This window comes from Streptomyces venezuelae (assembly GCF_008642375.1).
GTDB classification, from domain to species: domain Bacteria; phylum Actinomycetota; class Actinomycetes; order Streptomycetales; family Streptomycetaceae; genus Streptomyces; species Streptomyces venezuelae_G.
On the sequence record NZ_CP029194.1, the window covers coordinates 2,951,012 to 2,964,142 of the forward strand.

Sequence of the window (13,131 nt, forward strand, 5' to 3'; positions counted from 1 at the left end):
TGCCGCAGGGCACGGCCCGGCGGAGCACCGAGCCCATTTCCGGCCCGGATGTCTACGCTGGTGGTGTGCGGGGCCTGTCTGGACAGGCCCTGGTCGGGCAGTCGCCGTCGGCAGGAGGCCGGCGGCCCTACGAGCCGAGGAAACCTGTGAGTGACACCCCATTCGGATTCGGCCTTCCGCCGGAGGAGCCGGAGAACGGCGACGAGGGCAAGAAGAAGGACCCTGCCGGAGGTGGCCAGGGGTCCGGCAACCCGTTCGGGGCGAACCCGTTCGGTTTCGGCGGGCTGCCCGGCATGGGCGGTCAGGGCGGTGCGGACAACCCCTTCGCTGCGATGTTCGGCTCGCTGAACCCCAACGATCTGGGCGCGGCCTTCCAGCAGCTCGGGCAGATGCTGAGCTACGAGGGCGGTCCCGTGAACTGGGACATGGCCAAGCAGATCGCCCGCCAGGTGGTCGCCCAGGGCACGTCCGACGGCACCAAGGACGCCAGCGTGGGCCCCGCGGACAAGTCCGCGGTGGAGGAGGCCGTGCGCCTCGCCGACCTGTGGCTGGACGGCGTGACCTCGCTGCCCTCGGGCGCGAGCACGGCCGTGGCGTGGAGCCGCGCGGAGTGGGTCGAGGCGACGCTGCCGGCGTGGCAGCAGCTCGTGGACCCGGTCGCCGAGCGGGTCGGCGCGGCGATGGGCGACGTCCTGCCGGAGGAGATGCAGGCCATGGCCGGCCCGCTGATCGGCATGATGCGCTCCATGGGCGGCGCCATGTTCGGCCAGCAGATCGGGCAGGCCGTCGGCGCGCTCGCCGGTGAGGTCGTCGGCTCGACCGATGTCGGTCTGCCGCTCGGCCCGGCCGGGCGGGCGGCGCTGCTCCCGCTGAACATCGAGGCCTTCGGCAAGGACCTGGGCGTGCCCTCGGACGAGGTGCGGCTCTACCTGGCCCTGCGTGAGGCGGCCCACCAGCGGCTCTTCGCACACGTGCCGTGGCTGCGGGCGCATCTGTTCGGCGCGGTCGAGGGGTACGCGCGCGGGATCAAGGTCGACACCTCGAAGCTGGAGGAGGCGGTCGGCCAGCTCGACCCGACGCACCCGGAGCAGCTGCAGGAGGCCCTCCAGCAGGGCATGTTCCAGCCGCAGGACACCCCGGAGCAGAAGGCGGCCCTGGCCCGGCTCGAGACGGCGCTCGCGCTGGTCGAGGGCTGGGTGGACGCGGTGGTCCACGAGGCCGCGAAGTCGCGGCTGACCTCGGCCGACGCGCTGCGCGAGACGCTGCGCCGGCGCCGGGCCTCGGGCGGTCCGGCCGAGCAGACCTTCGCGACGCTGATCGGTCTCGAGCTGCGCCCGCGGCGCCTGCGGGACGCGGCGCGCCTGTGGGCCTCCCTCACGGACGCGCGCGGGGTCGACGGCCGGGACGGTCTGTGGGAGCACCCGGACATGCTGCCGACGGCGACGGACCTGGACGACCCGGACGGCTTCGTCCACCGGGAGCACCTCGACTTCTCGGAGCTGGACAAGATGCTGGGCGAGGCGGCGCAGGGCCGCACCGAGGACGAGGGCGACGACAAGAAGTGAGCCTGTACGACGACGCGGTCCTCGTGCTGAGCGGGTACGAGGACCAGCCGGAGCTGCGTGATGTCTATCTGGGCCATCTCGCGGAGCACCCGGACGGCATGTACAAGCCCTGCGGGGCCGGGCATCTGACGTCCAGCGCGCTGGTGATCGACCCTGCGCGGGAGCGGGTGCTGCTGACGCTGCACAAGAAGCTGGGCATGTGGCTGCAGATGGGCGGCCACTGCGAGGAGGGCGACGCGACGGTCGAGGCCGCGGCGCTGCGGGAGGCGACGGAGGAGTCCGGGATCGCGGGGCTGACCCTGCTGCCGGGCGGTCCCGTGCGGCTCGACCGGCATCCGATCCCGGCGCCGTGCCACTGGCACCTGGACGTGCAGTACGCGGCGCTGGCCCCGGCCGGCGCGGAGGCGGAGATCAGCGAGGAGTCGCTGGACCTGCGCTGGTTCGCGTACGAGGACGTGGCGGGCGTGGCGGACACGTCGGTGGTCGAGCTGCTGAAGGGCACGCTGTCGCGGCTCGCCTGAGTACGCGTAAGGGGCGGCCTCCATGGGAGGCCGCCCCTAACGTGTGTGCCGTGCTCAGTTCCAGGCGTTGTTCTGGTTCTGCGCGTGGGCGCCCTGCTGGCCGGCGCCGAACTGGGCGGCGATGCCCTGGCCGATGGCCGCGTGCTGCGGGGGCATGACCTCGCTGGGCTGGACGAGCGCGAAGCCCTGGCCGAGGAAGCTCAGCTCCCAGCCCTCGCCCGTGTCGCCGCGGCGGCGGCGGACGCTGGAGTTGGTCGTCTGGGCCTGCATCTGGACGCGCAGCCCGGTGGACCAGGCGACGATCGCGTCCGCGTCGACGTTGACGTACTTCTCGGGCGTGACCTGCATCATCAGCGGCTGGCCGGAGGTCATGAGGGCGACCTTGCCGCGGCCGGAGATGTTGAGCTGGTACTTGCCGGAGCCGGAGATGCCGTACTGGCTGTCGACGGCGATGACCTCGGTGTGGAGGGTCGAGTCGAGGGCCAGGACGTAGGAGCTGTCGACGGTCAGGCCTTCCTGGTCGACCTCCACGACGTGCACGTTCTGCGCGAGGTTGGCGAAGTAGACCGTGCCCTGTCCGGAGCAGCGCATGAGGTCGAGACCCTCGCCGGTGCGGGCGCGGGCCCGGCGCTGGTTCGGGGTCTGGTACTCGCCGTCGAAGTCGACGAGCCCCTGGTACGCGACCATGGCGCCCTTGCGGGCGAGGATGTCGTCCTGCCCGGTCAGGCTGACCCGCAGGAGCTGCGGGTTCTGGATGACGTACCGCTCCTGGCTCTGCTGTTCGGCGTGGTTGAAAAGCGGGCTCTGCATGGTGTGTTCTCGCTCCCCCTCAGCCCCGGATCCGCAGGCGGTCGGTGCTGTCCTCGCTCGGTTGTACGACGACGATGCCCTGGCCGGAGAAGGCCATCTGCATGGCCTCGCCGCTGCCCCGCCCGATGAGGGAGGAGGCCTTGAAGCTGCGCTTGCCCTTGACCTTGAGCGACGGCGACCAGGCGACGAGCGCGTCGGGGTCGACATAGGTCTCGTCCTCGCCACGGCCGCAGTCGACGACGATCGGCGTGCCGCGCGAGGTGAGCGCGACCCAGCCGGTGCCGGCGATCTCCACGTTGAACAGGCCCTGGCCGGCGAACTTGGCGAGTCCCTTGACCCGCTCGACGCCCCACTGGAGGTGCGCGTCGAAGGCGAGGAGGTTGGTGCCGTTGACGGACAGGGAGTCGTTCTGGAGGTTGATCACGACGACGTCGGCGCCGTAGTCGGCGAGGTAGAGCAGTCCGTCGCCGGAGGCCTTCATGATCGGCGCGCCCTCGCCCGTGGCCCAGTCCTTGGCGACCTGGCGGACGGCGGGCGGGTTGGGCTCGTAGGTGATGAAGCCCTCGTAGGCGACCATCGAGCCGGTCCGGGCGTACAGGTCCTGGCCGGAGGCCATGGCGACCTTCAGCATGGTCCGGCCGTGGTTCTCCATCCGGGCCGCGACGGGGGTCGGGGCGTAGCCCGCGAGTTGCTGGTTCATGACTTCGGGCTCCCTCAGACCTCGTAGGGCTGGACGACGATGAAGTTGCCGGGGGCGCCCCGGAACTGGAGGTTCACGGTCTCTCCGCTGTGGCCCGGGTAGGCGTTGCGGCGGAGCCGCACCTGGCTGGAGAGGATGACCTGGGACGCGGACGACCAGGCGACGACGGCATTGCAGTCGGCGAAGGTGGTCGGCGTGACCGGCAGGACCACGGGGATGCCGCGGGTCTTCACGACGACGGTGCCGGTGCCCTGGAACTGCATGGTGAACAGGGCTCCGCCGGGGATGCCGTGGCCCTCGATGCGGCGGACCTCGTACTGGAGGGACTCGTCGAACGCGAGGACGTTCTCCGCGGAGACGCAGATGCCGTCGCCCTGGAGCTCGATCGGGTGGAGATGGGCGCCTTCCTCGGCGAGGAACACCTGGCCGCGGCCGGTGCACCGCATCAGCTGCATCTCCTGGCCGGTGGCGTTGCCGACGATCCGGCCGGCGAAGCCCGCGCCCTTGTGGGAGAAGTCGACCTTGCCCTGGTACATGACCATGGAGCCCTGCCGGGCGAGGACGGGGACGCCGCCCATGGCCAGGTCGACCCGCATGAGCTGCTGGTTCTGCGGGGTCCACCGGGCGCCGGTGGCGGTCTCCTTGTACGGCGCGAGCGCGGCGGCGAGCCCCGCGCCGGCGGCGGGGACGCCCTGCGGGACGCCCGCGGGCTGCTGCCCGAACTGCGGCTGCTGCCCGTACGGGGCGGGGGCCGCCTGTCCGTACGGAGGCTGCTGCGGCGGCTGGCCCGGGCCGCCGGGGAACTGTCCGGGGGCCTGGCCGGGGTACTGCCCCGGGGGCTGGCCCGGGACCTGGCCGTACTGCGGGGGCTGCGGCGGCTGTCCGTACGGAGCGGGGGCCGGCGCGGGCGGCGGGACCTGGGCGGGCGCCATGGGCGCCACCATCGTCGGCGCCGTGTGGACCGGCTGCGCGGGCGCGGCGGGCGCGGGCGGGGCCGGCGGGGCACCGAACGCGGGCGCCGGGGCGGGCGGCTGGGGCGCGGCCGGGGCGGGCGCGCCGAAGGCCGGGGGCGCCGCCGCCTGCTGCGGCGGGGCGAAGCCGGGTGCCGGGGCCGGGGCCTGCGGCGCCGCGGGCTCCTCCTCGGCGACCTCGCCGCCGAAGTTCCGCAGGAGCGCCTCAAGGCCTCCGTCGAAGCCCTGGCCGACGGCGGCGAACCGCCAGACGTCCTTGAGGTAGAAGTCGCCGAGCATCACCGCGCGCTCGGTGGAGAACTCCGCGCCGGTGAAGGAGTACCGGGCGACCTCCTCGCCGCCCGCCACGATCCGCAGGTGGCCGGGGCCGACCTGGGACATCTGGCCGGCGCCGTCGATCGTCGCGGTGAACGACAGCTTGTGGATGTTCGCGGGGATGCGGTCGAGGGTGACGCGGAACGACTCGGTGTCACCGGACTGGGCCCCGAGCAGCTGGATGGACTCCTCCGGCGACTTCGGCTGGTTGAAGAAGACGAAGTAGCGGTCGTCGGAGAGCCGCTCGTCCGCGTCGAGTCCGAAGCAGCTGATGTCGAAGGTGAGTCCGGGAGCCGCGATCTGCACGCCCACGTACAGATCGGTTCCCGCGGTCAGATCACTGATCTTGGCCTTGTGGCCGCGTTGGAATTCCCTGGCCATGCGTAACGACCGTCCCCCATCCCGAATGGCGAATGCTCGCGCCAGGCTAACGGCTGGCGGCGACATTGAGACAGGCCAGGTCGTTTTCGGTACGGAATCGGGAAAGACGCGCGCTGCCGGTACCGGCGGCGTCACTCCTCGCGAGCACCCGGGAGGTGCGGGAGGCGGTCGGCGGCGACCACGCCCTCCAGGTACCCGCGGGCCCGCTCGGTGCGGGGGTACGCCTCCAGCAGCCGCCAGAAGCCGGGGCCGTGGCCCGGGACGAGGAGGTGGGCCAGCTCGTGCAGGAGGACGTAGTCGACGACGTACTCGGGCATGCCCTGGAGCCGGTGGGAGAGGCGGATGCTGCCCTCGGAGGGGGTGCAGGAGCCCCAGCGGGTGTTCTGGTTGGTGACCCAGCGGACGGAGCCGGGGCGGGCCCGGCCGCCGTAGTACTGCTCGGACAGGCGCAGCGCCCGCTCGGTGAGCTCGCGGTCGCCGAGGACGCTCCGGCTCTCCTGGGCGGCGAGTTTGTCCAGCATGACGGTGACCCAGCGCTGCTCCTCCGCCTCCGACATGCGGGCGGGGATGAGCACGATGGTCCGGTCGCCCTCGCGGTAGGCCGAGACCGTTCTGCTCCGTCGCGCGCTTCTGCGGACCTCGACCGCACTCGTCCCCGAGCCGCGGGGCGGCTTGCTGGTCACGCTGCGCTGTGGGTCGGCGGGCACGGCCCCGACGTTACCCGCTGACCGTGGGGGAAGTCCTCCCTCCGGAGGGGTTTCGGGAAGGTTCCGACCCCACCGCGCACCATTTGAATGACTAATGCCACGGCCTGTGGACAACTTTCGGCGGCGTTCGCGACGGCGGGGCATTCTCGCTTCAGGACGACGGAAGAGCCGTTGTCGATCTTGAATGCGGTCACGGGCGGGAGGGGGCGGGGAAATGCATCCGATGGTGAAACCGGCGCTGCGGCGCGCCTGGCGGAGTCTGCGGTGCGTCCAGTTCGGGATCACCCCTGCGCACGCGGTGGTGCTGAGCCCGGTCGACACGGGGACGGGTGAGCTCCTCGCGCTGCTCGACGGCACCCGGGGGACGGAGCTGCTGCGGGCCGAGGCGCGGGCGCTCGGTCTGCCGGACGGGCATCTGGAGGCGCTCCTCGGCCGGTTGGCGGCGGCCGGTCTCCTCGCGGACGCCTCGGCCGGACGGCCCGGGAAGGCCGGGGCGGCCCCTGGGGCGGGTGCCGGTTCGGTTGCGGGTGGCGGTTCGGTTGCGGGTGGCGGTTCCCGCTCGGGTGCCGGTTTGCGTGCCGGGGCGCGGGACACGGCGCCCGATCCGCTCCGTGCCGACCTGGCCTCGCTCTCCGTCGTCCACCGCGAGCCCGACCGGGCGGTGCGGGCACTGGCCGCCCGGCGAGCCCTGCGCGTCCAGGTCCGGGGCGCGGGGCGGGTGGGGGCGATGGTGGCGGCCCTGCTGTCCGCGGCGGGCGTGGGCACGGTCGAGGTGCTGGACTCCGGCCGGGTCGAACCCTGGGAGACCGCCCCGGGCGGGCTGGCGGCCGAGGCCGTCGGCGAGCGCCGGGCGACGGCGGCCCGCCGCCTGGTCCGCCGCTGGGCACGGGGCGGCACCCGCGCCGGACCGAGCGGCGGAGCGACGGGCGGAGCGGCCGGGCAGGGTGACGGGCGGGGCTCGCCCGGGTTGTCACTCGTCGTGGTGACACCGCGCGACGGTCTCGGCGCGTACGTCCCCGATCCCGTCCCGGCCGGACCGTGGATCACCACCGGCACACCCCACCTGTACGCGGGCGTGCTGGAGGCGACGGGGACGGTCGGGCCGCTCGTCCTGCCGGGCGGGACGGCCTGCGCCCGCTGCCTCCAGGAGGAGCTGACGGACCGGGAGCCCGTCAGGCCCCGGCTCCTCGCCCAGTGGCGGTCGGGCGCTCCGCATCCGCTGCCCGCCTGCGACCTGGCGCTGGCCACGGCCGTGGCTGGCCTCGCCACCGCGCACGCGCTGGCCTTTCTGGACGGGGATCTCCCGGCGAGCACGGGCGCCCGCTGGGAGGTGTCGCTGCCGCTGCTGGAGTGGCGGGCGGAGCGGCTGAGGCCCCACCCTGACTGCCCGTGCGGGGCGGCGCGCGGGGCAGAAGGGGAGCGCGCCTCAACAGCCGGAAGGACGCAGGACACAATGGCGGGGTAACAGCCCTGCGCGACACGGCAGTCTGGGAATTGGAGGGGCGCATGTCTGATCTTCCCCGGAAGGCGGTCACCCGGACCGCCAAGTTGGCCGCGTTGCCGCTCGGCTTCGCCGGCCGGGCGACCTGGGGCCTGGGCAAACGGATCGGCGGCAAGTCCGCCGAGCTGGTCGCCCGCGAGCTCCAGCAGCGCACGGCCGAGCAGTTGTTCAAGGTGCTCGGCGAGCTGAAAGGCGGCGCCATGAAGCTGGGTCAGGCGCTGTCCGTCTTCGAATCGGCCCTCCCCGAGGAGGTCGCCGGACCGTACAGGGCAGCGCTGACGAAGCTTCAGGACGCGGCGCCGCCGATGCCGACCTCCACGGTCCACGCGGTCCTCGCCGAGCGGCTCGGCGAGAACTGGCGTGAGTTGTTCCTGGAGTTCGAGGACAAGCCGGCGGCGGCCGCCTCGATCGGTCAGGTGCACCGGGCGGTGTGGCACGACGGGCGCGAGGTCGCGGTGAAGGTGCAGTACCCGGGCGCCGGGGAGGCACTGCTGTCCGACCTGGCGCAGCTGAGCCGGTTCGCCCGGCTTCTCGGGCCGCTCGTGCCGGGGATGGACATCAAGCCGCTGATCACCGAGATGCGGGACCGGGTCTCTGAGGAGCTCGACTACGCGCTGGAGGCGGCGTCCCAGCGGGAGCACGCGGAGGTGTTCGCGGACGATCCCGACGTCGTCGTCCCCGCCGTGGTGCACCAGTCGGATCAGGTCCTCGTGACCGAGTGGATGGACGGCATCCCGCTCTCGGAGGTGATCGCGGACGGCACGGCGGACCAGCGGGACCGGGCGGGACAGCTGCTGGCCCGCTTCCTCTTCTCCGGTCCCGCGCGCACGGGCCTGCTGCACGCCGATCCGCACCCGGGGAACTTCCGGCTCCTGCCGGGCGCCGAGGGGGACGAGGACCCGGCGAGCTGGCGCCTCGGCGTCCTCGACTTCGGCACCGTCGACCGGCTTCCGGGCGGGCTGCCGGAGACGATCGGCGTCTGTCTGCGGATGACGCTCGCCGGTGAGGCCGAGACCGTCTACGACCTGCTTCGCGCGGAGGGCTTCGTCAAGGAGTCCGTCGCCCTCGACCCGGACGCGGTCCTCGAGTACCTGCTGCCGATCATCGAGCCGGCCGAGGCGGAGGCGTACCTCTTCACCCGTGGCTGGCTGCGCGCCCAGGCCGCCCGGATCGCCGACCCGCGCTCCCCCGCGCACCAGCTGGGCAAGCAGCTCAATCTGCCGCCCTCGTACCTGTTGATACACCGCGTGACGTTGAGCACGATCGGGGTGCTGTGCCAGCTCAACGCGACGGTACGGCTCCGGGACGAGCTGGAGGCGTGGCTGCCCGGCTTCGTCGCGCCGGACACCGACGAGGCCGCGTCCTGAGGGCGCCGGTCTGAAGGCCGGTCACCACCAGGCGGAGTCGAGCCGGCCTTCGATCGCACGGATGTTGGCGCGGGCGCAGTCCTCGCAGAAGTACTCGCGCCGGCCGTTCTCCACCGAACACGTCCAGGTCAGCGGGAGGGTGTCGGTGGTCTTGCCGCAGCGCGCGCAGGCGAGGGGCGCCTCGGGGATACGGGCGTCGTTCACCCTCGTGACGATAGCCCGGCGAAGGCGCCTCGGCGCGGGCAACGCACCGCGGGGGCCGGTCCGTTCGGACCGGCCCCCGCGGGGGCGCCCCTGAGGGCGCGGGGTGGGAACCCCTCAGTTCATGACGGCCATGGCCAGGGCGCGGCGGGCGCGCAGCGACACGCGCTCGGCGCGGCGCTGCATGCGCCGGGCGGCGACCAGGCGCATGGCCTGACGTTCCGCCTCGGCCTCACGCTGCAGCTCATGCATATGGGCACGAGCCAGGGCTTCTGGGATGAGTTGCATTTCGCGGATCCTGTTCTGACGCGCGGTGTGCGCGGCGGTGGTGGAGAAGTCGGGGGTCGCGGAGCCGATGGGCTCGATCGCGGAGGAGGTCATCGGGGCCTGATTCCGGGGGTCGTGCGTGTAGGGGCGGTCGATGGTTCCGGTGGCGCTCATGCCGCGACCGGGTTCTTGCGCGGACGGCCACGGGGCCGCTTCCGGGCGACGACCACGCCCTGGACGAAGAGCTCGCCACCCCAGACGCCCCAGGGCTCGCGGCGCTCCTGGGCACCGGCGAGGCAGGCCGCCATGAGCGGGCAGGTCCGGCAGAGGGACTTCGCGTACTCGACGTCGGCCGGGGACTCCGCGAAGAAGACCTCGGGGTCGTAGGCGCGACACGGGACGGGGACGCCGAGGTTCTCGATGGCGTCGTCGAGCGCGGTGAGCGCGGTGAGGGGGGTCAAAGCGTGGTCCTCCGTGGAGCCGGGCAGGGAGATCGAATCGGAAGGCGGTACGGACGGGGCGTGCGCTTCGAGTTGCACGGTGGTCTTTCCTCGTCTGGTCGTTCCGGCCTGTTGGCCGGGCTTTCGGCTGGTACCGGGTGTTTTCTGCCCGAGGCCCCTTCGCTCCGTCATCCCCGTTCGGGGACAAACAGAAGGGCCGCGGATCCCGGGTGGGGTTCCGCGGCCCTGAAGGCGCCTGTCTGATCATGGATCAGACTGGATCACTCCAGGGTTCGAGCCCACGGAAGGCCCACATCATGTGGTGGTGCGTCGTCGTCTGCCGCTGCTGGATTCCGGCACCGGTCGCTGCAAAGGCATAGGCCGTGGCCTTGCCGGCTGCTACTGCTTCCAGTGCCTTGGTCGGTCGCTCATTGCGCTCGATGGCGGACGTGCCGAGACCGGACAGACCGGTGACGGGCAGACCACTGCCAAGGAACGCAGCGCCGGAGAGGCCGAGCGAGCAGGCGGAGGCGATGGAGCGATCGGTCATTTTGGCGGCGGTGACAAAGCCGGCGGTGCTGGTCTTGATGTTGCTGATCACGGGGAATCGCCTCCTCTCGGCGTCTCGGAGGGCTCGGGTGCGAGCCGGACCCTCGTATGTATTTGGACAAGTACAGCACGAAGACAGGGCTTCTTAGAAGCCGCCGTGTCCGTGGTTAAGAACCTATGGGGCTTGACGGGGCGGGCGCAAACTATTTTCGCGACGAGTTTTCCTCAGACTTCGTCGCCCCCCGCCCCTCCCTCCCCACCTGCGCAGATGGCCAGGACGTCGGCTCCGAAGCGATCGAGCTTGCGGATGCCGACGCCGGAGATCGAGGAGAGCTCGCCGTCGGTGGTCGGGACGCGCTCGGCGATGGCCATGAGCGTCTTGTCGGTGAAGACGCAGTAGGCCGGCTGGGCCAGCTCCCGCGCCTGCTCGGAGCGCCAGTCGCGAAGCCGCTCGTAGAGGCCCTCGTCCATGTCCGAGGGGCAGTCCTCGCAGCGCATGAGCTTCATCGCGCCCGCCTCGGTGAGCGTCGCCCCGCAGACCCGGCACAGGACCGGGCCGCGCGGCTTGCGCCGACCGCCGGCGAGGCCCCGCTCGATGCCTCCGGAACCGGCGACCGTGGCGGAGCCGAGGGAGCCGGAGCCGGGGCGCAGCCCCTTGAGGAAGCGGCTGGGGCGCCGGGAGGCGCGGCCGCCCGGGGCGCGGGACAGCGCCCAGGAGAGCGAGAGGTGGACACGGGCCCGGGTGACGCCCACGTACAGCAGGCGGCGCTCCTCCTCGACCTGCTCGTCGGTCTTGGCGTACGTGATGGGCATCATGCCCTCGGTGAGGCCGACGAGGAACACGGCGTCCCATTCGAGGCCCTTGGCCGCGTGCAGCGAGGCGAGGGTGACGCCCTGGACGGTCGGCGCGTGCTGGGCGGCGGCCCGCTCGTCGAGCTCGGCGACCAGGTCGGAGAGAGTGGCGCCCGGCTTGGCACGGGCGAAGTCCTCGGCGAGCCGGACGAGCGCGGCGAGCGACTCCCAGCGGTCGCGGGCGGCGCCCGAGCCGGTCGGCGGCTTGGGGGTCCAGTTCTTGGTGGAGAGCACGGCCCTGACCTGCGCGGGCAGGTCCTCGGCGTCGTCGAGGAGGGAGTCGTTCCCACCGGCGCGGGCCGCGCCGCGCAGGGCGATGCCCGCTTCCCGTACTTCCTGGCGCTCGAAGAAGCGCTCGGCGCCGCGGAGCTGGTAGGGCACTCCGGCGTCGGCGAGGGCCTGCTCGTAGACCTCGGACTGGGCGTTGATCCGGTAGAGCACGGCGATCTCGCCGGCCGGGACGCCCGCGGCGATGAGGTCCCGGATGCGGCGGGCGGTGCCCTCGGCCTCGGCCGGTTCGTCGGCGTACTCCGTGTAGACGGGCTCGGGGCCCGGGTCGCGCTGGGAGATCAGCTCCAGGCGGTGCTCGGCGGCACGGCCGCGGGCCTGGCTGAGCAGGCCGTTGGCGAGGTGGACGACCTGCGGCGTGGAGCGGTAGTCGCGGACGAGCTTGACCACCGTGGCGTTCGGATGGCGGTTGCGGAAGTTCAGGAGGTGATCGGGGGTGGCGCCGGTGAACGAGTAGATGGTCTGGCTGGCGTCGCCGACGACGCAGAGGTTGTCGCGGTCGCCGAGCCACAGGTCGAGCAGGCGCTGCTGCAGCGGGGAGACGTCCTGGTACTCGTCCACGACGAAGTGCTGGTACTGGCGGCGGATCTGCTCGGCGATGTCGTGCCGGTCCTGGAGGATGCCGACCGTGAGCAGCAGGACGTCCTCGAAGTCGATCACCGAGCGGTCGCGCTTGAGCTGCTCGTACAGCGCGTAGATCTGACTGATCTCGGCCGGGTCGCGCGGGGCGTCCCTGACGGACTTGGCGACCGCCGCCGGATAGTCGGCGGGGACCGTCTGGGTGACCTTGGCCCATTCGATCTCGCTCGTGACGTCGCGCAGCTCGTTCCGGTCGAGGCGGACGCGGCAGCGGGCCGCCGCGTCGGCGACGAGCTGGATCTTCCGCTCCAGGAGCCGGGGCATGTCGCCGCCGACGGCCTTCGGCCAGAAGAACTGGAGCTGGCGGAGGGCGGCGGAGTGGAACGTCCGGGCCTGGACCCCGCCGGCCCCGAGCTGCCGGAGCCGGCCGCGCATCTCGCCCGCGGCGCGGTTGGTGAAGGTGACGGCCAGCACACTGCCGGGCTGGAGTATGCCCGCCCGCACCCCGTACGCGATCCGGTGGGTGATGGCGCGCGTCTTGCCCGTGCCGGCTCCCGCCAGCACGCACACCGGGCCGCTCAGGGCCCGCGCGACCTCGCGCTGCTCGGGGTCGAGCCCGTCGAGCACCGCGTCGGCCGTCTCCGGGACCTGCGGGAAGAGAGTGGAGTGCGTTGCTGCTGTCACCTGTCCATGCTGCCAGGTCCGGCGAGCGGGCTGCGGCGGCTTGTCCACAGGCGGGCGGCGCCGGTCATACGAATCCGGGGAATGGGACGGCCAGGACGTACGTTCTCCCTCTCGGCACCCGTCCGCGAACAAGAGGAGCGCCAGGTCATGCAGGGCACTGTGACGATGTACAGCACCACGTGGTGCGGCTACTGCCGTCGGCTGAAGAGCCAGATGGACCGCGAGGGCATCGCGTACTCGGAGATCAACATCGAGCAGGACCCGGATTCGGCGGCGTTCGTCGAGAAGGCCAACGGCGGCAACCAGACCGTGCCGACCGTCCTCTTCCCGGACGGCTCGACCCTGACGAACCCCTCGCTCGCGCAGGTCAAGCAGAAGATCGGCGTCTGAGCCCAGGACGGCCCCGGACACACGGAACCCCCGGCGGGCGAGA

The 13,131-nt window shown here is 72.4% G+C and carries 14 protein-coding genes; 5 read left to right on the forward strand and 9 right to left on the reverse strand.

Annotated features, from left to right (window positions below):
• Window positions 1-146 precede the first annotated feature (146 nt).
• The gene (locus DEJ46_RS13050; RefSeq protein ID WP_150266264.1) at window positions 147-1,565 is read left to right on the forward strand and encodes a zinc-dependent metalloprotease; all 1,419 of its coding nucleotides are present in this window, start codon (window positions 147-149) and stop codon (window positions 1,563-1,565) included.
• On the forward strand, window positions 1,562-2,086 hold the full coding sequence (locus DEJ46_RS13055; protein ID WP_150266266.1) for an NUDIX hydrolase: 525 nt from the start codon (window positions 1,562-1,564) through the stop codon (window positions 2,084-2,086). Before DEJ46_RS13050 ends, DEJ46_RS13055 begins: the two co-directional genes overlap by 4 nt.
• Before the next feature lie 54 nt (window positions 2,087-2,140).
• On the opposite strand, the gene DEJ46_RS13060 is transcribed toward DEJ46_RS13055, so the two are convergent.
• From DEJ46_RS13060 to DEJ46_RS13075, 4 genes are all read right to left on the reverse strand, one after another.
• Window positions 2,141-2,896: an AIM24 family protein gene (locus DEJ46_RS13060; protein WP_150266268.1), complete on the reverse strand. Its 756-nt coding sequence runs from the start codon at window positions 2,894-2,896 to the stop codon at window positions 2,141-2,143.
• A 19-nt stretch (window positions 2,897-2,915) separates the two neighbouring features.
• A complete protein-coding gene (locus DEJ46_RS13065; RefSeq protein ID WP_150266270.1) occupies window positions 2,916-3,596 on the reverse strand; it encodes an AIM24 family protein in 681 nt (226 codons plus the stop codon).
• A gap of 14 nt (window positions 3,597-3,610) precedes the next feature.
• Window positions 3,611-5,263: a TerD family protein gene (locus tag DEJ46_RS13070; RefSeq protein ID WP_150266272.1), complete on the reverse strand. Its 1,653-nt coding sequence runs from the start codon at window positions 5,261-5,263 to the stop codon at window positions 3,611-3,613.
• A 131-nt stretch (window positions 5,264-5,394) separates the two neighbouring features.
• Window positions 5,395-5,970 (reverse strand): M48 family metallopeptidase, encoded by a 576-nt coding sequence (locus tag DEJ46_RS13075; RefSeq protein WP_150266274.1) that lies wholly within the window; start codon window positions 5,968-5,970, stop codon window positions 5,395-5,397.
• 214 nt (window positions 5,971-6,184) lie between these two features.
• On the opposite strand from DEJ46_RS13075, the gene DEJ46_RS13080 reads away from it, so the two are divergent.
• Both DEJ46_RS13080 and DEJ46_RS13085 read left to right on the forward strand, forming a co-directional pair.
• Window positions 6,185-7,435, forward strand: coding sequence for a TOMM precursor leader peptide-binding protein (locus DEJ46_RS13080; protein ID WP_150266276.1), 1,251 nt, complete (start codon window positions 6,185-6,187; stop codon window positions 7,433-7,435).
• 41 nt (window positions 7,436-7,476) lie between these two features.
• On the forward strand, window positions 7,477-8,838 hold the full coding sequence (locus tag DEJ46_RS13085) for an ABC1 kinase family protein (RefSeq protein WP_150266278.1): 1,362 nt from the start codon (window positions 7,477-7,479) through the stop codon (window positions 8,836-8,838).
• Window positions 8,839-8,859: 21 nt separating this feature from the next.
• Here the strand turns inward: DEJ46_RS13085 and DEJ46_RS13090 are convergent, their stop codons facing one another.
• The 5 genes from DEJ46_RS13090 to DEJ46_RS13110 form a co-directional block, all read right to left on the reverse strand.
• A complete protein-coding gene (locus DEJ46_RS13090; protein ID WP_150266280.1) occupies window positions 8,860-9,042 on the reverse strand; it encodes a hypothetical protein in 183 nt (60 codons plus the stop codon).
• Between the two features lie 114 nt (window positions 9,043-9,156).
• Window positions 9,157-9,480 carry a hypothetical protein gene (locus tag DEJ46_RS13095; protein WP_150266282.1) on the reverse strand — a complete coding sequence of 108 codons (324 nt, stop codon included), beginning with the start codon at window positions 9,478-9,480 and terminating at the stop codon, window positions 9,157-9,159.
• Complete coding sequence (locus DEJ46_RS13100; RefSeq protein ID WP_055641437.1) at window positions 9,477-9,845, reverse strand: WhiB family transcriptional regulator; 369 nt, start codon at window positions 9,843-9,845, stop codon at window positions 9,477-9,479. Before DEJ46_RS13100 ends, DEJ46_RS13095 begins: the two co-directional genes overlap by 4 nt.
• Window positions 9,846-10,017: 172 nt before the next feature.
• The gene (locus DEJ46_RS13105; protein ID WP_223835461.1) at window positions 10,018-10,344 is read right to left on the reverse strand and encodes a hypothetical protein; all 327 of its coding nucleotides are present in this window, start codon (window positions 10,342-10,344) and stop codon (window positions 10,018-10,020) included.
• Between the two features lie 176 nt (window positions 10,345-10,520).
• Entirely contained in the window at window positions 10,521-12,698 is a 2,178-nt protein-coding gene (locus tag DEJ46_RS13110) for an ATP-dependent DNA helicase UvrD2 (protein ID WP_190622608.1), read from the reverse strand.
• 147 nt (window positions 12,699-12,845) lie between these two features.
• Between DEJ46_RS13110 and DEJ46_RS13115 the strand changes: the two genes are divergently transcribed.
• Window positions 12,846-13,088, forward strand: a complete 243-nt coding sequence (locus tag DEJ46_RS13115; protein WP_055641439.1) for a mycoredoxin — start codon at window positions 12,846-12,848, stop codon at window positions 13,086-13,088.
• Window positions 13,089-13,131: the final 43 nt, after the last annotated feature.